The 18,841-nt window shown below is 70.8% G+C and carries 28 protein-coding genes; 9 read left to right on the forward strand and 19 right to left on the reverse strand.

Annotation, left to right across the window (positions count from 1 at the left end; genetic code table 11):
• Window positions 1–24: 24 nt before the first annotated feature.
• Complete coding sequence (locus tag ACTOWY_RS16265; RefSeq protein ID WP_441310445.1) at window positions 25–1,245, reverse strand: RNA-guided endonuclease InsQ/TnpB family protein; 1,221 nt, start codon at window positions 1,243–1,245, stop codon at window positions 25–27.
• A 171-nt stretch (window positions 1,246–1,416) separates the two neighbouring features.
• On the opposite strand from ACTOWY_RS16265, the gene ACTOWY_RS16270 reads away from it, so the two are divergent.
• The gene (locus ACTOWY_RS16270) at window positions 1,417–1,911 is read left to right on the forward strand and encodes a DUF2231 domain-containing protein (protein ID WP_441310446.1); all 495 of its coding nucleotides are present in this window, start codon (window positions 1,417–1,419) and stop codon (window positions 1,909–1,911) included.
• A gap of 3 nt (window positions 1,912–1,914) precedes the next feature.
• Here the strand turns inward: ACTOWY_RS16270 and ACTOWY_RS16275 are convergent, their stop codons facing one another.
• From ACTOWY_RS16275 to ACTOWY_RS16290, 4 genes are read right to left on the reverse strand one after another with little or no spacing between them, the layout of a single operon-like run.
• Window positions 1,915–2,691, reverse strand: coding sequence for an MBL fold metallo-hydrolase (locus ACTOWY_RS16275; protein WP_441310447.1), 777 nt, complete (start codon window positions 2,689–2,691; stop codon window positions 1,915–1,917).
• A gap of 4 nt (window positions 2,692–2,695) precedes the next feature.
• Entirely contained in the window at window positions 2,696–3,517 is an 822-nt protein-coding gene (gene murI / locus ACTOWY_RS16280; protein ID WP_441310448.1) for a glutamate racemase, read from the reverse strand.
• A 7-nt stretch (window positions 3,518–3,524) separates the two neighbouring features.
• The gene (locus ACTOWY_RS16285; protein WP_441310449.1) at window positions 3,525–4,154 is read right to left on the reverse strand and encodes a rhomboid family intramembrane serine protease; all 630 of its coding nucleotides are present in this window, start codon (window positions 4,152–4,154) and stop codon (window positions 3,525–3,527) included.
• Between the two features lie 10 nt (window positions 4,155–4,164).
• Window positions 4,165–4,692, reverse strand: a complete 528-nt coding sequence (locus ACTOWY_RS16290) for a winged helix-turn-helix transcriptional regulator (RefSeq protein ID WP_441310450.1) — start codon at window positions 4,690–4,692, stop codon at window positions 4,165–4,167.
• A 90-nt stretch (window positions 4,693–4,782) separates the two neighbouring features.
• On the opposite strand from ACTOWY_RS16290, the gene ACTOWY_RS16295 reads away from it, so the two are divergent.
• A complete protein-coding gene (locus ACTOWY_RS16295) occupies window positions 4,783–5,523 on the forward strand; it encodes a DUF899 domain-containing protein (protein WP_441310451.1) in 741 nt (246 codons plus the stop codon).
• A gap of 21 nt (window positions 5,524–5,544) precedes the next feature.
• The gene (locus ACTOWY_RS16300; protein WP_441310452.1) at window positions 5,545–6,411 is read left to right on the forward strand and encodes an SMP-30/gluconolactonase/LRE family protein; all 867 of its coding nucleotides are present in this window, start codon (window positions 5,545–5,547) and stop codon (window positions 6,409–6,411) included.
• A gap of 16 nt (window positions 6,412–6,427) precedes the next feature.
• Here ACTOWY_RS16300 and ACTOWY_RS16305 read toward each other — a convergent pair whose 3' ends face one another.
• The 8 genes from ACTOWY_RS16305 to clpS all read right to left on the reverse strand — a co-directional run bounded on the left by ACTOWY_RS16305 (window position 6,428) and on the right by clpS (window position 10,911).
• Complete coding sequence (locus ACTOWY_RS16305) at window positions 6,428–7,378, reverse strand: PLP-dependent cysteine synthase family protein (RefSeq protein WP_441310453.1); 951 nt, start codon at window positions 7,376–7,378, stop codon at window positions 6,428–6,430.
• Entirely contained in the window at window positions 7,371–7,643 is a 273-nt protein-coding gene (locus ACTOWY_RS16310; protein WP_185009633.1) for a MoaD family protein, read from the reverse strand. The genes ACTOWY_RS16305 and ACTOWY_RS16310 overlap by 8 nt, the downstream gene beginning before the upstream one ends.
• A 65-nt stretch (window positions 7,644–7,708) precedes the next feature.
• Window positions 7,709–8,164, reverse strand: a complete 456-nt coding sequence (locus ACTOWY_RS16315; protein WP_441310454.1) for a Mov34/MPN/PAD-1 family protein — start codon at window positions 8,162–8,164, stop codon at window positions 7,709–7,711.
• Window positions 8,165–8,237: 73 nt separating this feature from the next.
• A complete protein-coding gene (locus ACTOWY_RS16320) occupies window positions 8,238–8,777 on the reverse strand; it encodes a DUF2017 family protein (protein ID WP_441310455.1) in 540 nt (179 codons plus the stop codon).
• Window positions 8,774–9,004: an ATP-dependent Clp protease adaptor ClpS gene (locus ACTOWY_RS16325; RefSeq protein WP_441310456.1), complete on the reverse strand. Its 231-nt coding sequence runs from the start codon at window positions 9,002–9,004 to the stop codon at window positions 8,774–8,776. Before ACTOWY_RS16325 ends, ACTOWY_RS16320 begins: the two co-directional genes overlap by 4 nt.
• 7 nt (window positions 9,005–9,011) lie before the next feature.
• Complete coding sequence (locus ACTOWY_RS16330) at window positions 9,012–10,037, reverse strand: P1 family peptidase (RefSeq protein WP_441310457.1); 1,026 nt, start codon at window positions 10,035–10,037, stop codon at window positions 9,012–9,014.
• Window positions 10,034–10,615 (reverse strand): DUF2017 domain-containing protein, encoded by a 582-nt coding sequence (locus ACTOWY_RS16335; RefSeq protein ID WP_247766096.1) that lies wholly within the window; start codon window positions 10,613–10,615, stop codon window positions 10,034–10,036. Before ACTOWY_RS16335 ends, ACTOWY_RS16330 begins: the two co-directional genes overlap by 4 nt.
• Complete coding sequence (clpS, locus tag ACTOWY_RS16340; RefSeq protein ID WP_185009646.1) at window positions 10,612–10,911, reverse strand: ATP-dependent Clp protease adapter ClpS; 300 nt, start codon at window positions 10,909–10,911, stop codon at window positions 10,612–10,614. The genes ACTOWY_RS16335 and clpS overlap by 4 nt, the downstream gene beginning before the upstream one ends.
• Before the next feature lie 79 nt (window positions 10,912–10,990).
• On the opposite strand from clpS, the gene ACTOWY_RS16345 reads away from it, so the two are divergent.
• Together ACTOWY_RS16345 and ACTOWY_RS16350 are read left to right on the forward strand one after the other, a co-directional pair.
• Window positions 10,991–12,292, forward strand: coding sequence for a nicotinate phosphoribosyltransferase (locus ACTOWY_RS16345; protein WP_441310458.1), 1,302 nt, complete (start codon window positions 10,991–10,993; stop codon window positions 12,290–12,292).
• An 8-nt stretch (window positions 12,293–12,300) separates the two neighbouring features.
• Window positions 12,301–12,870: an isochorismatase family protein gene (locus ACTOWY_RS16350; RefSeq protein WP_441310459.1), complete on the forward strand. Its 570-nt coding sequence runs from the start codon at window positions 12,301–12,303 to the stop codon at window positions 12,868–12,870.
• Window positions 12,871–12,927: 57 nt separating this feature from the next.
• On the opposite strand, the gene ACTOWY_RS16355 is transcribed toward ACTOWY_RS16350, so the two are convergent.
• The 6 genes from ACTOWY_RS16355 to ACTOWY_RS16380 form a co-directional block, all read right to left on the reverse strand.
• Window positions 12,928–13,581 (reverse strand): hypothetical protein, encoded by a 654-nt coding sequence (locus tag ACTOWY_RS16355; protein ID WP_441310460.1) that lies wholly within the window; start codon window positions 13,579–13,581, stop codon window positions 12,928–12,930.
• Window positions 13,582–13,804: 223 nt separating this feature from the next.
• Window positions 13,805–14,089, reverse strand: coding sequence for a hypothetical protein (locus ACTOWY_RS16360; RefSeq protein ID WP_441310461.1), 285 nt, complete (start codon window positions 14,087–14,089; stop codon window positions 13,805–13,807).
• 95 nt (window positions 14,090–14,184) lie between these two features.
• Complete coding sequence (locus ACTOWY_RS16365; protein ID WP_441310462.1) at window positions 14,185–14,460, reverse strand: hypothetical protein; 276 nt, start codon at window positions 14,458–14,460, stop codon at window positions 14,185–14,187.
• 78 nt (window positions 14,461–14,538) lie between these two features.
• On the reverse strand, window positions 14,539–14,796 hold the full coding sequence (locus tag ACTOWY_RS16370; RefSeq protein ID WP_441310463.1) for a hypothetical protein: 258 nt from the start codon (window positions 14,794–14,796) through the stop codon (window positions 14,539–14,541).
• Window positions 14,793–15,089, reverse strand: a complete 297-nt coding sequence (locus tag ACTOWY_RS16375; protein ID WP_441310464.1) for a hypothetical protein — start codon at window positions 15,087–15,089, stop codon at window positions 14,793–14,795. Before ACTOWY_RS16375 ends, ACTOWY_RS16370 begins: the two co-directional genes overlap by 4 nt.
• A 324-nt stretch (window positions 15,090–15,413) precedes the next feature.
• Window positions 15,414–15,695: a hypothetical protein gene (locus ACTOWY_RS16380; RefSeq protein WP_441310465.1), complete on the reverse strand. Its 282-nt coding sequence runs from the start codon at window positions 15,693–15,695 to the stop codon at window positions 15,414–15,416.
• Between the two features lie 181 nt (window positions 15,696–15,876).
• On the opposite strand from ACTOWY_RS16380, the gene ACTOWY_RS16385 reads away from it, so the two are divergent.
• The 4 genes from ACTOWY_RS16385 (at window position 15,877) to ACTOWY_RS16400 (ending at window position 18,683) form a co-directional block, all read left to right on the forward strand.
• Entirely contained in the window at window positions 15,877–16,323 is a 447-nt protein-coding gene (locus tag ACTOWY_RS16385) for an XRE family transcriptional regulator (protein WP_247766086.1), read from the forward strand.
• A gap of 16 nt (window positions 16,324–16,339) precedes the next feature.
• Window positions 16,340–16,843 carry an ImmA/IrrE family metallo-endopeptidase gene (locus ACTOWY_RS16390; protein ID WP_441310466.1) on the forward strand — a complete coding sequence of 168 codons (504 nt, stop codon included), beginning with the start codon at window positions 16,340–16,342 and terminating at the stop codon, window positions 16,841–16,843.
• 1 nt (window position 16,844) lies between these two features.
• Entirely contained in the window at window positions 16,845–18,023 is a 1,179-nt protein-coding gene (locus ACTOWY_RS16395) for an MAB_1171c family putative transporter (protein WP_441310467.1), read from the forward strand.
• Window positions 18,024–18,110: 87 nt separating this feature from the next.
• Complete coding sequence (locus ACTOWY_RS16400) at window positions 18,111–18,683, forward strand: biotin transporter BioY (protein WP_185009671.1); 573 nt, start codon at window positions 18,111–18,113, stop codon at window positions 18,681–18,683.
• Window positions 18,684–18,841: the final 158 nt, after the last annotated feature.

Genomic DNA, 18,841 nt, shown 5'->3' on the forward strand with positions numbered 1-18,841 from the left:
CCAGCCAAGGCAGGCGGCTTCTCGCTAGGCCGCTCGGGCTTCGCGCAGGACCAGCCCGGCCCTGTGTGCGATGTTGAGCGCGCCGACGACATCCGCGTTGGCCGTATACCCACAGGCCACGCACACGAACTCGGCCTGGGTTCGACGGTTGTCGCTGGACACGTGTGCGCAGTTCGGACAGCGACGGGATGTGTTGCGGGGGTCCACCGGGATCAACCTGCGACCGGCACTGTCAGCCTTGTGCGCGAGCACACCCAGGAACACCCCCCAACCCGCGTCCTGGATACCCCGGTTCAGACCTGCTTTGGCAGCAGCGCCGTTGGGCAGGAAGGTCTTGGGCTGCTCCGGGTCCGGTCTTGGGTTGGGCGACCGGACCATGCCGGCGACGTTCAGGCGCTCGTGCGCGATCACGTCGAATGTGCGGACCAGCGTCCATGCCGTCTGATGAGCATGGTCGAGCCGCTGGCGCCGGATCTTCCGGTGCAGGGCGGCCAGCCGGGTGACGACCTTCCGCCGACGAGTCGAGCCGCGTTCACAGCGAGCCAGAACTCGCTGGATCCGCGCGAGTCGGTCGGACGCGGTCTGGCAAGGCCGCGGGTTGGGGACATGCGTGCCGTGACTGGTGGTCAGGAAGTGCGCGATACCCAGGTCGATACCGGCCGACACAGTGGTGACCGGGAGCGGCTGAGCTGGTACGTCGTCGCAGGACAGCACGACGTACCAGCGGTCACCCTCCCGTTTGACCGAGACGGTCTTGACGTTGCCGCTGACCGGCCGGTGCTGGTGGACCCGGACGTGCCCGATCCCCTGGAAGCGGACCCGGGTCACCGGGTCGTCTGGAGTCGAGTTCCAGCGGACCCCGTCACCATCCTTGGGGAACTCCACGGTGTGGAACCAGCCCACACCCCGGAACCGCGGATACCCGGGCTTCTCACCGGCCTTGACCCGGCGAAAGAAGGCCCGCATCGCCTTGTCAAGCCTGCGCAAGGTGGCCTGCTGCGAGGAGAACGACCATCGCCCTTGCCGCTCTGGGTCGAACGACCGGATCGCGGTGAGCTGCGCGGACTGCATCGGGTATCGCACGGTCACACCGCACTGCCGGTACGCCGTGCGGCGTTCCTCGAGTGCCGCGTTGTACAGCGAACAGTGGTCGGCCAGCATCTGCGTGAACGCGGCGGCCTGCTTGCTGGTGGGGCGCAACAGAAACTTGAACGACCGCCGCATCACGGTCCCGTCCTGCTCCACACACGTGGACAGTACCCGGCATTAGGCTCCCCAGCCGCAGGACAGAACCGAGCCACCCGAGCGAGTGATCAACGTGTGCCGGATCAGCCTGGTTTCTACCCTGATTCGTCCGCTGTCCAAGGCAGGCGGTCTTCCTGCCGGGGCGGAAACAGTTTTCCTTGAGAGGTTGCCATGGATCTGACGACCGTCGATGGTCTACCCCTGCACCCGCTGATCGTGCATGCCGTGGTGATCCTGCTGCCGCTGGCCGCGCTGTGCGCGCTGCTGATCGCGATCCGCCCGGCCTGGCGGCGCCGGTTCGGCTGGCCGGTGCTCGCGCTGACCGTGGCCGGGGTGGTCGCGGTGCCCGTCGCCCAGGTCAGCGGTGAGCAGTTGCAGGCCGCGCTGGGGGTGGCCAATCCGTTGATCCAGCGGCATGCCGATCTCGGCACCCAGTTGCTGCCGTACGCGCTGGCCTTCGGGGTGCTGATGATCGCCTTCCTGGTGGTGGGCAGGCTGGCGGACCGGGAAAGCGAAGCGGGCACGGCGCCCGCGACCTGGCGGCGGGTGGCGGTGGCGGCCGCCGTGCTCCTCGCCGCGGCCGGGGTCGCGAGCACCGTGCAGGTGGTGCGGATCGGGCACAGTGGCGCGACCGCGGTGTGGAACGGGGTGGGGACGGGCCGCTGAGGCTCAGCCGAGCAGGTAGGTGGCGCCGGGGAAGGCCAGGTCGACCTCGCCGGGGAAGGCCGAGCGGGCTTCGGTGGCCATCTGCTGACGATCCGCCCACGGTGGCACGTGCGTGACCACCAGCCTGCGCACCCCGGCCACCGCCGCCAGCTGCCCGGCCTCCAGTCCGGACAGGTGCAGGTCGGGCGGGTGGGCCTCGGGCTCGTGTGGCCAGCACGCCTCGGCCAGCAGCAGATCGGCTGACTCGGCCAGCTTGCGCAGTGCCTCGCACGGGCCGGAGTCGCCGGTGTAGGCCAGCGTGCGGCCGTCGGCGGTGAGCCGGAAACCGAAGGCCTCACAGGGATGCGCGACCTGTTCCACGGTCAGCTCGAACGGTCCGATGTGGACAGTCCCGGGGGTGAGCCGGTGGAACTCGTAGACATCGCTGAGGTCGGTCTCGCCGCGTTCGGCCTCACTCGGCGCGTACGCCGCGGCCAGCCGGGTGGCCGCCTCGCTCGGCGCGTACACCGGCAGCCGCCGGGCCCTGGTGTCATAGGGCGGGTCCGGGTGGTACCGGCGGAGCACGGTGAGCGCGGAGAAGTCCGCGCAGTGATCCGGGTGCAGGTGGGACAGCACCAGCGCGTCCAGGCCGAACGGATCGCCATGCCGCTGGAGCGCTCCCAGCACCCCGTTGCCAAGATCCAGGAGCAGACGGAACCCGTCGGCCTCCACCAGGTATCCGGAAGCCGGCGAGTCAGCGCTGGGCAGGCTGCCGGAACAGCCGAGAACGGTCAGTAGCACCGGATCAGCCTGGCATGGCAGACGATCTCGGAACAGCGCCCGTCATGACGGTACCCAGCTGCGGACCGAGGAAGCGGCGGGCCAGTTTCGCGAACGGCTCGGCCGGGCCGGTGGCGGTGAAGGAGTGCTCGACCTCGGCGCCGTCGTCCGGGCGCAGCAGATCGGACTCGGTGAGCACCCGGACCACGTCCTTGGCGGTTTCCTCGGCGCTGGAGACCAGGGTCACCGCATCGCCCATGGCCAGCTGGATCACGCCGGTGAGCAGCGGGTAGTGCGTGCAGCCGAGCACCAGGGTGTCCACCTCGGCGCGCTGCAACGGTTCCAGGTAGGACTGGGCCAGCCCGAGCACCTGGCGGCCGGAGGTGATGCCGCGCTCCACGAAGTCCACGAACCGCGGGCAGGCCACGCTGGTCACGCTGATGTCCGGGGCGGCGGCGAAGGCGTCCTCGTAGGCGCGGGAGGTGATGGTGGCCTTGGTGCCGATCACGCCGATCCGGCCGGTGCGGGTAGTGGCCACCGCGCGGCGCACCGCGGGCCGCAGCACCTCGATCACCGGGATGTCGTAGCGCTCACGGGCATCGTGCAGACAGGCCGCGGTGGCCGTGTTGCACGCGATGACCAGCAGCTTCACCCCGCTCTCCACCAGCGAGTCGGTGATGGCCAGCGAATGCTCGCGCACCTGCGCGATGGTCAGCGGACCGTAGGGCCCGTTGCCGGTGTCGCCGACGTAGCGCAGGCGCTCGGCGGGCAGCTGGTCCAGCATCGCGCGGGCCACGGTCAGCCCGCCGACGCCGGAGTCGAAGATCCCGATGGGCGCGGTGCTCACGCCCCGATCATGCCAGGCCGCTCCCGGCGGGCCGCCGGCTCGCCCGTCCGGACAGCCAGCCCGCGACCACCCCGGCCACCGCGCCGAAGAGGTGACCCTGCCAGGACACCCCCGGCGTCCCCGGCAGCACGCCCCAGAGCAGGTAGCCGTAGAAGAAGAACAGCACCACGGCCAGCAGGATGGGCAGCGCCCGGCGCACGAAGATGCCGCGCACCAGCAGGAAGGTCAGCCAGCCGAAGATCAGTCCGGACGCGCCGAGGTGGATCGAGCCGGACTCCCCGGTCAGCCAGGTGCCCAGCCCGCCCACGATCCAGATGGTGGCGGTGATCGCGACGAACTGCCGCAGCCCGCCGGCGAAGCAGAGGAAGCCGAGCACCAGCAACGGCACCGTGTTCGCGGCCAGGTGGTCCCAGCCCAGGTGCAGCAGCGGGGCCCACAGCACGCCGTCCAGGCCGGACCACGCGCGCGGCACGATGCCGCCGAGGTCCAGCGCGTGGCCGGTGAAGGCGTCGATCAGCTCCAGCAGGTACAGCAGGGCGGCGAAGCCGAGGATGACGATGGCAGCCTGCTTGGGCTGCGCCGGGAAGATCCGGCCGGAGTCATCACGCGGAGGCGTGGGCACGGGTAGCGGCTGCACGTCTTCGAGGCTACTGGCGTTTCCGGGGGCTCACCTCGGGGTTGTCCCTGAGTTCGAGCGTGGCGGCGTGCAGCGGGCTCGGATCGCGCGGCGGGCGGCGGCGCGGATCCGCGCCCGGACCGGCCACCGCGACCACCTCGCCCACCGCGGGTTCGGCGCCGCAGTGCGCGCAGCGGGCGTGCACGTGCACGGGGCCGCCGCAGTCCTCGTGCTCGTAGAGGACCGGCGGACCCTTCGGCGCGGCCCACCGGTCGCCCCACTCGGTCAGCGCGATGAGCACCGTGCCAAGCTCGCGGCCCTTGTCGGTGAGCACGTACTCCCGGCCGTCCTGGCGGCGCATCAGGCCGTCGGCGACAAATCCGTCCAGCCGCTTGGCCAGGATGTTCGGCGCGAGGCCGAGCCTGCGCTCGAAGTCGGAGAACCGGGTCATGTCCGCGAACAGCGCGTTGCGGATGATCAGCAGGCTCCACCGCTCGCCGACGATCTCCAGCGCGCGGGCCGCTGAGCAGTTCTCGCGTTCATAAGTCCGACCGAGCACAAGCTGGATGATCCGGTTTCCACTTGTGTGATGCAAGTTGCCGCCCTACGGTTACTTGCATCACGCAAGTCAATGACTATGGAGGACGTCGTGAACCGACCGCAGGTAGTGAGCAGGGATGAGTGGCTGGCCGCCCGCAAGGAGCTGCTGGTCAAGGAGAAGGAGCTGTTCAGGGCACTGGACGGGCTCAACGCCGACCGGCGGCGGCTGCCGATGACCGGGGTGGACAAGGACTACCGCTTCACCGGGCCGGACGGCGAGGTCCGGCTGCTGGACCTGTTCGACGGCCGCGGCCAGCTGGTGTTGCAGCACTTCATGTTCGACCCGTCCTGGGACACCGGCTGCCGGAGCTGCACCGCGATGGCCGACGACCTCAGCGAAGGCGCCCGCGCGCACCTGGCCTCGCGGGACACCGCCTTCGCCGCGGTCTCCCGCGCGCCGTACCCGAAGCTGGCCGCCTACAAGCAGACCAGGGGCTGGACCTTCCCCTGGTACTCCGCCCACGGCAGCGACTTCAACTACGACTTCGACGTCTCGCTGGACCCCGCGACCGGCCCCAACCGCTACAACTTCCGCTCCGGCGAGGAGCTGACCGCGGCCGGGCAGGGCTGGTTGATCGACTACGTCGGCGAGCAGCCGGGGGTCAGCGCCTTCCTGCGCGAGGGCGAGGAGGTCTTCCACACCTACGCCACCTACGGCCGCGGCGTGGAGGTGATGATGCACGCCTACCGGCTGCTGGACATCACCGCGCGCGGCCGCCACGAGGACTGGGAGGAGCCGAAGGGCCGCGTCGCCGCCCCGCGCGAGTCCGACCCCGGCTTCACCAGCTAGCGGGCCGATAGGCTGCCGCCCATGGCTGATCGACACGCCGAGATCGCGGTGGCCGGGCCCGCCGAGCTGGGCGAGGGCCCCACCTGGGACGCGGGCTCGGAAACCTTGCTGTGGGTGGACATCCTAGGTCGCCGGGTGCACCGGTACGACCCCAGGACCGGGAGCAACGAGTCGCTGGAGGTCCCGCAGCACGTGGGTGCGGCCAAGCCGCGGTCCCAGGGCGGGCTGGTGCTGAACCTGGCCGAGGGCATCGCGTTGCTGGACGCGGACGGGGTCGGGCGGAACTGGCTGGTCTACTGGGCGCGCGAGGGGGTGCGCGGCAACGACGCGGCGGTGGACCCGATGGGGCGGCTGTGGGCGGGCACCATGCGCTACGACACCGCCAATGGCGGCGGCTGGCTGGCCAGGGTCGAGGGTGACGGCGCGGCCAAGGTGGTGCTGGACTCGGTGACGATCAGCAACGGCCTGGGCTGGAGCCCGGATGAGAAGCTCATGTACTACGTGGACACCCCGACCGGGCGGCTGGACGTCTTCGACTACGACCGGGACTCCGGGGAGATCGGCAACCGGCGCACCGTGACCGAGGTGGACCGGGGTTCGCCGGACGGGCTGTGCGTGGACACGGCGGGCTGCGTCTGGGTGGCGCTGTGGGACGGCTGGGCGGTGCGCCGCTACACCCCGGACGGGCGGCTGGACGCCGAGTACGAGCTGCCGGTGGCCAACCCGACCGCGCCGTGTTTCGGTGGGCCCAGGTTCGAGGATCTGTACGTGACCTCGGCCAGGGTCGGACTCTCCGAACAGCAGCTGGCGGCGCAGCCGGACGCGGGCTCGTTGTTCGTGCTGCCAGGGGCCGGCTCGGGGCTGCCCAGCGCGGTGTTCACCGGCTGAGCAGCCACTGCCTGGATCAGGCCCAGAGGTGGCCGTCGATGCGTTCGGCGGCCTCTTCCAGGGTGCCGCTGTAGGCGCCGGTGGAGAGGTACTTCCAGCCCGCGTCGGCGATCACGAACACGATGTCGGCCGGGGTGCCCGCCGCCACCGCCTTGTCCGCGGCGGCCAGCGCGGCGTGCAGGATCGCGCCGGTGGAGATGCCGGCGAAGATGCCCTCGGTCTCCAGCAGCTGCCGGGTGCGGCGCAGCGCGTCATAGGAGCCGACCGAGAACCGGCCGCTGAGCACCGAGGGGTCGTACAGCTCGGGCACGAAGCCCTCGTCCAGGTTGCGCAGGCCGTAGACCAGCTCGCCGTAGCGTGGTTCGGCGGCGATGATCTGCACGTCCGGCTTGTGCTCCCGGAAGTACCGGCCGGCGCCGACCAGGGTGCCGGTGGTGCCGAGGCCTGCCACGAAATGGGTGATCGTGGGCAGGTCACGCAGCACCTCGGGCGCGGTGGTCTTGTAGTGCGCGTCCGCGTTGGCCGGGTTGCCGTACTGGTACAGCATCACCCAGTCCGGGTTCTTCTGCGCCAGTTCCTTGGCCACCGCGACCGCCTGGTTGGATCCGCCCGCGGCCGGGGAGAACACGATCTGCGCACCGTAGGCGTGCAGCAGCTGCCGCCGTTCGGTGGAGGTGTTCTCCGGCATCACGCAGATCAGCCGGTAGCCCTTGAGCTTGGCCGCCATGGCCAGTGAGATGCCGGTGTTGCCGGAGGTCGGCTCCAGGATCGTCGCGCCGGGGGTGAGCTGGCCGTCCCGCTCAGCCGCCTCGATCATGGCCAGCGCGGGCCGGTCCTTGATCGAGCCGGTCGGATTGCGGTCCTCCAGCTTCGCCCACAGGCGCACATCCGCCGCAGGGGACAGCCTCGGCAACCCCACCAGCGGGGTGTCGCCGAGGGCGTCCAGCAGCGAGTCGTACCTAGCCACCGGCGACGGCGGGCAGGATGGTGACGTTGTCGCCATCCTTGACCGCGGCTTCCAGGCCACCGGCGAAGCGCACGTCCTCGTCGTTGACGTAGACGTTGACGAACCGGTGCAGGACGCCTTCCTTCACCAGCCGCGTCTTGAACCCGCCGAACTTGCCATCGAGGTGGTCGATGATCTCCGCGAGGGTCGCGCCCTGGGCCTCGACGGACTTCTCGCCACCGGTGTGCGTGCGCAGGATGGTGGGAATCGAGACGGTGACGGCCATTGCTGACAACTCCTTTTAGTCCACTGTGGACACAAAACAGACAGACGGGATCGCGAGCCTGCGGCTCAGCGCGAGTCCGGCACGTCGTCCTTGCCGGTGTTGGCGAACATGTAGGACTCGACGACCTCGACCGGCTCCTCGGTCACCACCCCGTCCACGATCCGGTACGAGCGCAGCTCGTGCACCTCGGGGTCGCGGGTGGAGACCAGCACGTAGTGCGCGTCCGGCTCGGAGGCGAAGGAGATGTCGGTACGCGAGGGGTAGGCCTCGGTCGCGGTGTGCGAGTGGTAGATGACCACCGGCTCCTCGTCCGCGGCGTCCATCGCCCGCCACACCCGCAGCTGCTCACCGGAGTCGAACCGGTAGAAGGTGGGCGAACGCTCGGCGTTGACCATCTCGATGAAGCGTTCCGGCCGGTCGGACCCGGCTGGGCCGGCGATCACTCCGCACGCCTCGTCCGGGTGGTCCCGGCGGGCGTGTTCGACCATCGCGTCCGCGAGGTCCCGTCGAATCACCAGCACGCCGACCATCCTAAATGACCGTGGGAAGCCCTTCTCAGGATTTGGGAGCAGGCCCAGATCTCGGGAGACAGCCCTAGTGACCCGCGGCCTCGATGGCGGTGGGGATGGCCGGGTACGCGGCCTGGACCAGCAGGTGCTGCAAGTAGTGGCAGAAGGAGGCGATCACCCCGTTCCGGCCGGAGGCCTTCGAACGGTCACGACGGCCCACGTAGCAGAGCCGGAGGTGGGAGAGCATCGCGATCCAGGCGCGCAGTCCGGCGGAATCCAGCCGGACCTGGACGCCCGGTGCCAGCTCACTGGCCATTCGGTCCGCTGCGTGCAGGATCTCCCGGCGCAGCCACGGCTCGTGGTACTCGCGGAACCGCCCGGCCTCGGGCTCCTGGTCGTAGCCGTCCGGCAGCAGGTCGTGCAGACCGCGGCGCGCGGGCAGGCGGGACCGGCGCGGACGGCCCAGTGGCCTGCGCGCGGTGATCCAGTGCTTCTCCCTGGCCTCGATCAGCCAGCGCAACAGGTTGAGGCCGATGCCCAGCTCGGCCACGGCGTGCTCGTCCAGCACCAGCACGACCGACCCGCCCTCGGCGGTGACCGTGACGCACTCGTGTGCGGCGGTCACCGGGTCACCGCCACGGTGGCGTCGATCCCGTGGAAGTGCAGCCGCGCCACCACCCGCTCGGCCTCATCCGCGGTGGCGTAACGGGCGGCCTCGGCCTCGCCCTCGTCGTGCACGAGCAGCGTCAGCCGCACGGCCTCCTCGGGCCCGATCCGGCACACCTCGGCGAGCGCGTAGGCGACCGCGGCCATCGGCGTGACCTTGTCGTCGTGCAGGACTACCGGGAACATGCGCGGACTATAGGAGCGCGGAGGGGAACAGGTCCCGGAAAGCGGGCAATCCGGGGATGCCGGTGGCCGCCAGCACGGCGTGCGTGATCGCCCGGGAGACCACGTCCGCAGCCACGCCGCACAGCTCGTCCAGCGCGGCTGCCCGACTTGCCTCGCCGAAGACCGCGTCCGCGGCGACCAGGTCACGCTGGGCGGTGGAGAGGGCGAAGAAGGTGTCGCCGTCGAACATCGAGTGCGCCGGGCGGACCGCGCGGGCCAGGCCGTCGTGCGCGACCACGGCCAGGCGGCGGCATTCGGCCTTGCTCAGGGTGGCGTCGGTGGCGATCACACCGATCGTGGTGTTGAGCTTGCTGGCCGGGAACTCCCGGCTGACCGCGGCGAGTTCACGCTGGTCCGGGGCTCGCAGGCGGAATTCGTCCGGCAGGCCGAGCTGGGCGGCCCAGGGCAGGCCGGTGGGGGCGAGCACGTCGCCGTGCGGGTTGGCCGCGACCAGGGCGCCCAGGGTGGTGCCGTCGGGCAGGACCGCGCTGGCGGTGCCGAGGCCGCCCTTGAGCCAGCCAGCCTGGGCGCCGGCGCCCGCGCCGACGGTGCCCTGTTCGATCGGGCCGTCAGTGGCGGCGGCGCAGGCCAGTGCGCCGAACCCGGCGTCCGGGCGGTTGCCCCAGGTGTTGTGCCACAGGTCGAACAGCACCGCGGCCGGGACGATCGGCACCACCTGCTCCGGGCCGGGGCCGACCGGGAAGCCCTGGTTGCGCTCGGCCAGGTGCCGCATCACGCCGTCCGCGGCGGCCAGGCCGTAGGCGCTGCCGCCGGAGAGGCAGATCGCGTTGACCCGCTGCACCAGGTGCGAGGGGTCCAGCAGGTCGGTTTCCCGAGTGCCGGGGCCGCCGCCACGCACGTCCACCGCGCCCACCGCGCCGCCGGGGGCCAGCACCACCGTGGTCCCGGTGGCCCAGCCTGCGCCCAGGCGGTGGTGCTGCCCGACCAGCAGGCCGGGCACGTCGGTGAGCGCGTTGCGCGCCCCGGCGATCATTCCTCGTCGTCGCCGGAGAGGGTGGCGATCAGCGTGTCCTGCACCCAGGTCAGCCACTGGTAGACGCCCATGTGCGCGGACCGGGTGTCGTCGGTCTCGCCCTCCAGGGGCTCCTCCGGGGTGTCCTCGCTGATGTCCAGCGCGGTGCCAAGGGCCAGCCGGACGTCGTTGATCGCGGACAGCCAGGCCTCGGCCTGTTCCTCGCTCAGCGCGGCCACCCCGCCATCACGCGGGCAGGTGGTCAGCACCACCTCGGCGACCCCGGTCTTGGCCTCCAGCAGTTGCGGCTCGTAGATCGAGCGCAGCGCGGCGGCCGAGTCGGCGTCGGCGGGTGGCAGGTCGCCGTCCTCGTCACCGCGGTGGAAGTCGGGCAGCAGCCGGGCGACGATGCGGTTGTCCGGCGGGGTGGACGGACCGGTGCGGATGCCGGTGATCAGGGCCAGCTCGTCCTGGGGCGCCTCCTCGGCGCGCTCCTCGAGCATCTCCTTGATCTGGCTGACCATGCCGCGCAATACCGCGGCCTCCTGCTGGGTCAGCTCGGCGACGAGTTGGCCGCCGTCGCGGCGCCAGCCGATCACGTGTCACGCTGCATGGTCGCCCACAGGCCGGCGGCATGCAGTTTGGCCACGTCGGCCTCGCACTTCTCCTTGTCCCCGGAGGACACGATCGCCTTCCCCTTGTGATGCACGTCGAGCATCAGCTTGGTCGCCTTGTCGCGACTGAAACCGAACAGTTTCTGGAGGACATAGGTCACATAGGACATCAGGTTCACCGGGTCGTTCCAGACCACGGTCATCCAGGGCCGGTCAGCGGCGACGGTTTCGTCGCTGGTGGGCTCGACCTCTGTCCTCTCCAGCTCCAGGGGCATGGACATGACTCCATGGTGTCATGAGCCACTGGAGCGGCGCAGCGAAGGAGCCCCGTTCGGGGAGGACGCGGTCTACGGTGATCACATGACGGCCGCGGACCGTGCGGAGAGCACCGCGTTGCTCACCGACCACTACGAACTCACCATGCTCGCTGGAGCGCTGCGGGACGGCACCGCCGACCGGCGCTGCGTGTTCGAGCTGTTCGCCCGCCGACTGCCCAACGGGCGCCGGTATGGCGTGGTGGCGGGCATCGGGCGGCTGCTCGACGCGATCGAGAAGTTCCGCTTCAACGACGCCGAGATCCACCGGTTGCGGGACTCCGGCGTGGTGGACGAGGACACCCTGGGCTGGCTGGCCGACTACCGGTTCAGCGGCGACATCCTCGGCTACCCCGAGGGCGAGCTGTACTTCCCCGGCTCCCCTGTGCTCACCGTCACATCCAGCTTCGGCGAGGGCGTGCTGCTGGAGACGCTCGCGCTGTCCATCCTCAACCACGACTGCGCGGTGGCCTCGGCCGCGGCGCGGATGGTGTCGGCGGCCAACGGGCGCGGGCTAATCGAGATGGGCACCCGGCGCACGCACGAGGAGGCCGCGGTGGCCGCGGCCCGGTGCGCCTTCCTGGCCGGGTTCACCGCCACCTCCAACCTGGAGGCCGGTCGGCGCTACGGCATCCCCACCGCCGGGACCTGCGCGCACGCCTTCACCTTGCTGCACGACAGCGAGGAGGACGCCTTCCGCGCCCAGGTCGAGGCGCTGGGGGTGAACACCACCCTGCTGGTGGACACCTACGACATCACCAAGGGCGTGCAGACCGCGGTCGAGGTCGCGGGCAGCGAACTGGGCGCGGTGCGGATCGACTCCGGCGACCTGGGTGTGCTGGCCCGGCAGGCCCGCACCCAGCTGGACGAGCTGGGCGCGCCGGCCACCCGGATCGTGGTCTCCGGCGACCTGGACGAGTACGCCATCGCCGCGCTGCGGGCCGAACCGGTGGACGCCTACGGGGTGGGCACCTCGCTGGTCACCGGTTCCGGCGCGCCGACCGCTGGCATGGTCTACAAGCTGGTCGAGGTCGAGGGCCGCCCGGTGGCCAAACGCAGTTCGCACAAGGAGTCCAGGGGTGGGCGCAAGGCCGCGCTGCGGCGGCACAAGCCGACCGGCACCGCGACCGAGGAGGTCGTCTACCGGCTGGCCGGCGAGCAGCCGGAGCGCCAGGACGGCGACGTCGAGCTGCAGATCCCCCTGGTGCGCGCTGGACAGCGGGCGGAGGACCTGCCCACCCTGGAGGACGGCCGCGAGCGGCTGCGCCAGGCGCTGATCAGCGTGCCGTGGGAGGGTCTGGCGCTGTCCCAGGGCGAATCGGCCATCCGCACCGTGTTCCTGCCGTAGGAGGTCCGATGGCCAACGCGCTGATCATCGTGGATGTGCAGAACGACTTCTGCGAGGGCGGTTCGCTCGCGGTCGCCGGTGGGGCCGCGGTGGCCGCGGCGATCTCCCGGCACGCCCGCGAGCAGGAGTACGACTTCGTGGTGGCGACCAGGGACTACCACGTCGATCCGGGCCCGCATTTCAGCGAGACGCCGGATTTCGTGGACTCCTGGCCGGTGCACTGCGTGGCGGGCACCGCGGGCGCGTCCTTCCACCCGGAGCTGGACGTGACCCCGGTGCGGGCGGTGTTCTCCAAGGGCGCCTACGCCGCGGCCTACTCCGGTTTCGAGGGCGCGGGCGCCGGCGGCGAAACACTGGCCGGCTGGCTGCGCGAGCGCGGCGTGGACCGGGTGGACGTGGTGGGCATCGCCACCGACCACTGCGTGCGGGCCACCGCGCTGGATGCCCGGCAGGCCGGGCTGGAGACCAGGGTGCTGCTGGAGCTGACCGCAGGGGTGGCCCGCCTGACGGTGGACATCGCGCTCAGCCAGCTGGGTGCGGCCGGGGTCGAGCTGATCGGTGAACCGACTGTGGCATAAGGGTTCGAGTGTGCCGTCCCGCTCCCACCCGGGACGGCACACCCGGCCCGCGGCCGGCTACCAGGTCGGCGCACAGGCAGTGGCGCCAACGGTGATCGTGCCGCCGATCGCGCCGTAGCCGTCGTCCGGGTCGAGCGTGATGTGCATCGCGGTCATCGCGATCGCGCCCTGATCGGTCTCCACCTTGTTCACCATGATCTTGGCCACCGGCGGCATGCCGGTCTTGCCCGGCACCAGCACCACGTGATTCTGCGGCACCGGGTTGGGCAAGGTGAAGCCGCTGTAGCCGCCGAGCTTGAACCCGGCCTGGGTGCTGTTCTCGGTGGACTTGCAGGTGGCCTCGAAGGTCTTGACCCTGATCAGCCGCCTGCCGTATTCGCTCTTGTTGAACAGGTTCAGCTCGAACTTGTTGCCGGTGACCTTGATGTTGGCGTTGCCGTCAGCGTCCTTGTTGCAGGCGGTGCTGCCGATGCCGAAGCTCACGCCCGGGTAGCTCACGCCGGGCGTGCTGGCCGCGACCTGCTCGTTCACGTTGCACGGGATGATCGGCCCCGAACTTGACGGGTTCGCCCCCTGCACCGTCACCGAGCCGAGTTCGGCGACGCCCGCGTCGCCGAGATCCGCGGCATAGGCGGGCGTGAGGCCCGCGCTGAGCGCCATGGCGGCCGCCGCGCCCACAACACCGATCCGGAACGCACTTCTCGCGTGCATGCCGTCACCCCTTTTCCTGTACCCGTGTGAGCCCGGGTGGCCGGGTGTCGGCCACCTGGGTCGCGCCCACGGTTCATTCATCGACAGCGCGTGGTTGATTGGTAGCCACATCGGACTCAGCCACCCGTTCGAGAAGGTCAAATAACCCAACCGAGGAGTACGGTCCGATGTAGACACTCAGCGTTGCCAACGTCGCAGGTCAGTGGGCTACGACGTGGTGCGCTCACGCGCTGACCCGGACGGCGGCCGCCGGGACCCGCAGCATGCGGCAACCCAGCACCACGTACCCCCGGACCACCCGGGGCGTGGGCTCCACGCACCCGCTCAGCACCACCTGGCATCCCCCGGCCGGGAACCCGGCCGCGCGGGCCAGCCACAGCGCGTGCTGCCGTGCCCTGGCCAGCGCCTCCCTGCGGTTCTCCCCGAACCCGTTCCCGACAAAGGCCGCGACCAGCGTGGTGGGCCGTCGCGGTCGGCTGGTCCGGTGCGCCGATGCCTGCTCCAGCATCCGATCTCCCTAGCTCACGTCCACTTCAGCTGATGCCCGCGACGGCGACTCCGGTGTCGCGGACCGGAGTCGCCGCCCGGGTGTTCATCGCCGGATCAGCGGGTGCAGCTGATGACCACGTTGGCGCTGAAGTAACCCGCGCCGTGCGAGTAGGTCCGGCTGTAGGTGGTCACGCACTGGCTCTCCACGTAGCCCTGCAGCGCGGCGGCGTGCAGCGCGTAGTCCATCGCCTGCCTGAGCGCACGCTTGGGCGAGCCGCCCGCGGAAGCCGAACCGCTGAAGGTCTGGGTCTCCAGCGTGCCCGCCTCACTCGCGGCCACCGGGGCCGAGTTGAGGGCGGGCGCGGCCTGCGCCGCCACCGGAACCAGCATCGCCAGACCCGCGAAAGTCGCGGCCAGCACCCCGTCGAACCATGGAACCCATTGCTTGTCTCTCCCTTGATCCTGAACTCACGCACTCCGGCCCAGCTGGGCGAAGGAGGTCCTCGACTGACGGCAGCCGAGCACGACATATCCGGCGAGGACCCGGTTCACCGGTTCCGCGCAACCGCTCAGCACGACCTCGCACCGCTCGGACGGGAAACCCGCGGTCCTGGCCTGGAACAACGCGTTCTGCCGCGCCCTGGCCAGTGCCTCCCCCCGGTTCTCCCCGAACCCGTTCCCGATGAAGGCCGCGATCAGCGAAGGCCGTCCGCGACCGGTCCTCATCGCTGGCAGAAGACGTTCGCGGTGGCGAACCAGATGCCAGGGATGCTGCTCGGGCGGGTGCTGGAGCTGTGCAGGTAGCACTGCGAACGCAGGAACCCGGCCGAGACCGCCTGGCTGAAGGCGAAGTTCGACGCGCTGGTGATCGCGCCGCCCGGGGTGGTGTTCTGCGCGGTCGCGGTGAACATGCGGGTCTCCCGCACCGACGTCGTCCCCGCCTCGGCGGCGAGTGCGGGCGCGGCGGCGCTCAGCACGGCGCCGGTGGCCAGCACGGCGGCACACAGCAACTTCTTCATGGTTGTTCCCCCTGCGTTTTATCGGACCGCCGACCCCACCGGCCGACGGAGAAAGGGAGGGATGGCCTCCGGTGCACGCACGGGAGGCCATCCCACTGAACGCCCGGCCGGGACGGCACCCGACCGACAGGCTTCGCTGGGGGGCGTGAACGCCACCGATCGACGGCAGCCTGCACCGGGCCAGACGTTCGTGTGAAGGGCCGCCGGGGCGTCCGACTGGGGGGCGCACGCCCCGGCGGCGGTGTCCTCACGGTGGTGACCAGGACCGGCATCCCCCCTGTGGTAGCCGGCCACGCGGGTCAGCGCGTGAGGAGTCTGGTCAACTCAGATGCATGCCACGACCGCGTGGCCCTCCCAGTACGGCGGCAGCAACGGCCGCGCGCTGTACTGGGTGAGGTGGCAGCGCGCGGCGGTGTAACCGCCTGCCGCCGCTGCCCGGTACGCGTTGTGCTGCGCCTTCTGGATGGCTTCCTCGCGCTGTTGCGCCAGGCTGCGACCCTCGAAGCTGGCCGCGAGCGCCCCGGCCGCACCGACCTCGGCGGCCTGCGCGGCCGGGGCGAACCCCAGCGCGGCGGCCACCACGAGCACTCCCGCGAGCTTCCGCATGTCTCCCCCTGCTCGTCAGCCTTGGTCGACTGACTTCCCCTTGGTCATTCATCTCAGCTAACGTTGTCTGGACACAAGCTAGCTCCGCATGACACGGGCTGTCAACTGATGTGGATGAGTTCCCTCCAACTCGTTCACTTCAGCTGATGCCCGCCGGATTTCCACACCCACAGAGGCGCAGATGACCGACGAGCAGGACCGCCAGCCAGAAGCCGGCACGCTCGCCGAACGGATCGACCACCTGTTCCAGGTGATCCGTCGCCCCAACGGCGAGCAGCACAGCCACGAAGAGGTAGCGAAGGCCTGCCGGGAAAGCACCGGTGAGACCTTCTCCGCGACCTACCTCTGGCAATTGCGCACCGGCCGCAGGGACAACCCGACCAAGCGGCACCTGGAGGCCCTGGCCGGGTTCTTCCAGGTGCCACCGGCCTACTTCTTCGACGACGAACAGGGGGCGGCGATCGCCAAAGAGCTGGAAATTCTCGGCGCGTTGCGCAACAGCGCGGTGCGCGATGTGGCCCTGCGCGCGGTGAACCTCTCCGAGGAGGGCCTTGGCACGATCACCGACATCATCGATGCTATTGCCCGCAGAGAGGCGCAACGGGGCGAGAGCGAGAGTGTTCGCTGACGCCAAGGGGAGAGACGTGCGGTACTCGCGAAACGCGCTGTGGCGGCGCTGCGCTCAACTGGTGTCCACTGTGGACATTCCAGAGCCGTTCGACGTGCCGCTGCTGGTCGAGGCGCTGGCGGCCAGACGGGGTCGGCCGATCGAGCTGATCCCGTTGGCCGCCAGGCCGAACACGCCGTGCGGGGTGCTGGCCGCCACCGACCGGGCGGACTATGTCTTCTACTCGGTGGACACCTCGCCACTGCACCAGGAGCACATCCTGTTGCACGAGCTGGGTCATTTGCTGTGCGGCCACGCGGGTGACGGCGAACTGCACGAGACGGTGGCCCAGCTGCTGATGCCGAACCTGCCGGTGGAACTGGTGCGCCGGGTGCTCGGCCGCACGGGCTACGCCCAGGAGCAGGAGCAGGAGGCCGAGCTGGTGGCCTCGCTGATCATGCACCGGGCCCGGCGCGCGCGACCGGCGCCGGTCACCGGCGGGCTGGCCCGGCTGCGCTCGGCGTTCGGGCCGGGGGTCTGAGGTGATCAGTTACCTCAGCGCCGGGCTGCTGGTGCTGATCAGCGTGGGCAAGCTGCTGGCCAGCCGGGGCGGGCCGCCCAGCCCCGGCATGCGCTACCTGATCGGCTTCTTCCTGAGCCTGGCCGCCGGACTGATCATCGCGGCCGAGCCGACCACCCCGCTGATCATGGCGATCGAGCCGTTCCCGCTGACCGGACGGCTGGTGTCCAACGCCTGCCAGATGCTGGCGGTGCATTTCCTGGTCCGGCTGGCCCGCTCCACCCAGACCCCGGAGCCGCGGACCAGGCTGTGGCCGCTGCTGCTGTGCTGGCTGGCGATGACCGGGCTGCTGCTGCATCTGACCCGGAAGCTGCCGGAGTACGTCGCCAACGGCGGCACCGATCTCGCCTTCTACCCCAGCGTGGCCGGGTACCAGGCGGTGCTGGTCGGGTACGGGGTGAGCTGCCTGGTGATGTTCACCAGGGTGATCGTCAAGCACGCCCGGCAGTGCCCGCCCGGCACCTTCCGGACCGGGCTGCGGGTGATCGGGCTGGCCGGGATGACCACGGTGGTGTGGGGACTGGTGGCCGGGCTGCCCTCGGTGTGGCTGGTGCTGTTCCGCACCGAGCTGACCTACTTCATGCCGGTGGCCAGCTGGCTCGGGCTGGCGGTGGCGCTGCTGTGGGTGGCGGGCGCGGTGCTGACCACCTGGCAGGGCGTGCTGGAGCGGCCCCGCCGGTGGCTGGCGGCCTACCGCGGCTACCGGGCGGTGACGCCGCTGTGGTCGGTGCTGGTGCGCGCGCTGCCGGGGATCGTGCTGGCCTCGCCGCCGGGCTGGCCGGTGCGGATCGAGTTCGCGCTGTACCGGCGGCTGATCGAGATCAGGGACGCCTTCCTGACCCTGCGCGCGCAGGTGCCGCCGGAGGTGCCCGGCTGGGTGCACGCCGCGGCCCGGCGGCACGGGGTGGCCGCGCTGCCCGCGGTGCTGGCCGCGGCGGAACTGGCCGCGGCGCTGGCCGTGCGGGAGACCGGTCAGCGCTGGCCGCAACCGGCGGTGGAACCGGCCGCGGCGGCGGCCAGCATCGAGGCCGAGACGGCCTGGCTGACCGAGGTCTCGGCCGCCTTCGCCGACTCGCCGGTTGTAGCCGAGGTCAGGGCCCGCGCCGGAGCGACCTACGTCACAACGGCCGAAGCCGCCTGAATTTTGTAGGTCTCCGACAATTTCGCCCGGGTCCGCGCCGAGTTAGGGTCAGCGGGCAAGAGATCCCACGTCTCCTGGAGGTCACGGGTGTCCGTGCTCACCGTCTCACCGCAGCGCCGGGTCCTGGCCGACCTGGTGCCCGGCGCCCTGGTCCGCGATATCGCGCTGGTGCTCGGCGGCGCCGCGCTGACCGGCCTGGCCGCCCAGATCGCGGTGCCCATCCCGGGCAGCCCGGTGCCGGTGACCGCCCAGACCTTCGCCGCCCTGCTGGTGGGCGCGACCCTGGGCTGGCAGCGCGGCGCGCTGTCCATGCTGGTCTACCTGCTGGCCGGCCTGGCAGGCGTGCCGTGGCACACCAGCGCGGGCTCGGCCACCATCGGCTACATCGTCGGCTTCGTGCTGGCAGGCGCCCTGGTCGGCGCCCTCGCCCAGCGCGGCGGCGACCGCACCCCGCTGCGCACCGCGGGCACCATGCTGCTGGGCAACGCGGTGATCTACGCCGTCGGCGTGCCCTGGCTGATGCTCGCGGCCGACTTCACCGTGTCCGAAGCGCTGGTCAAGGGCCTGCTGCCGTTCCTGATCGGCGACCTGGTCAAGACCGCCCTCGCCGCCGGTCTGCTGCCGGCCGCCTGGGCCCTGGTGGGACGTCGCGACTCCTGATCTCCGCCCGACGCCGAAGGCCCCCGGTCGCGGCGGTTTCAAGGGGTCGTTGCAACACCGCTGTGGTTTAGGCGGTGAGTAGATCACGCAGACGCTCGGCTGGGGTGGCCCAGCCGAGCGTTTTGCGTGGACGGCCGTTGAGTTCCTGAGCGACGTGC

Source organism: Crossiella sp. CA198 (assembly GCF_052078295.1).
Taxonomy (GTDB): domain Bacteria; phylum Actinomycetota; class Actinomycetes; order Mycobacteriales; family Pseudonocardiaceae; genus Crossiella.

Bases quoted from the DNA above. Each gene is read 5' to 3' on its own strand.
- ACTOWY_RS16370 (WP_441310463.1), bottom strand. From the start codon at position 14,796: ATGAGGACCGGTCGCGGACGGCCTTCGCTGATCGCGGCCTTCATCGGG.
- ACTOWY_RS16325 (WP_441310456.1), bottom strand. From the start codon at position 9,004: ATGTTCCCGGTAGTCCTGCACGACGACAAGGTCACGCCGATGGCCGCG.
- ACTOWY_RS16330 (WP_441310457.1), bottom strand. From the start codon at position 10,037: ATGATCGCCGGGGCGCGCAACGCGCTCACCGACGTGCCCGGCCTGCTG.
- ACTOWY_RS16375 (WP_441310464.1), bottom strand. From the start codon at position 15,089: ATGAAGAAGTTGCTGTGTGCCGCCGTGCTGGCCACCGGCGCCGTGCTG.
- ACTOWY_RS16310 (WP_185009633.1), bottom strand. From the start codon at position 7,643: ATGGCCGTCACCGTCTCGATTCCCACCATCCTGCGCACGCACACCGGT.
- clpS (WP_185009646.1), bottom strand. From the start codon at position 10,911: ATGTCCATGCCCCTGGAGCTGGAGAGGACAGAGGTCGAGCCCACCAGC.
- ACTOWY_RS16380 (WP_441310465.1), bottom strand. From the start codon at position 15,695: ATGCGGAAGCTCGCGGGAGTGCTCGTGGTGGCCGCCGCGCTGGGGTTC.
- ACTOWY_RS16385 (WP_247766086.1), top strand. From the start codon at position 15,877: ATGACCGACGAGCAGGACCGCCAGCCAGAAGCCGGCACGCTCGCCGAA.
- ACTOWY_RS16365 (WP_441310462.1), bottom strand. From the start codon at position 14,460: ATGCTGGTTCCGGTGGCGGCGCAGGCCGCGCCCGCCCTCAACTCGGCC.
- ACTOWY_RS16350 (WP_441310459.1), top strand. From the start codon at position 12,301: ATGGCCAACGCGCTGATCATCGTGGATGTGCAGAACGACTTCTGCGAG.
- ACTOWY_RS16360 (WP_441310461.1), bottom strand. From the start codon at position 14,089: ATGCTGGAGCAGGCATCGGCGCACCGGACCAGCCGACCGCGACGGCCC.
- ACTOWY_RS16300 (WP_441310452.1), top strand. From the start codon at position 5,545: ATGGCTGATCGACACGCCGAGATCGCGGTGGCCGGGCCCGCCGAGCTG.
- ACTOWY_RS16355 (WP_441310460.1), bottom strand. From the start codon at position 13,581: ATGCACGCGAGAAGTGCGTTCCGGATCGGTGTTGTGGGCGCGGCGGCC.
- ACTOWY_RS16270 (WP_441310446.1), top strand. From the start codon at position 1,417: ATGGATCTGACGACCGTCGATGGTCTACCCCTGCACCCGCTGATCGTG.
- ACTOWY_RS16345 (WP_441310458.1), top strand. From the start codon at position 10,991: ATGACGGCCGCGGACCGTGCGGAGAGCACCGCGTTGCTCACCGACCAC.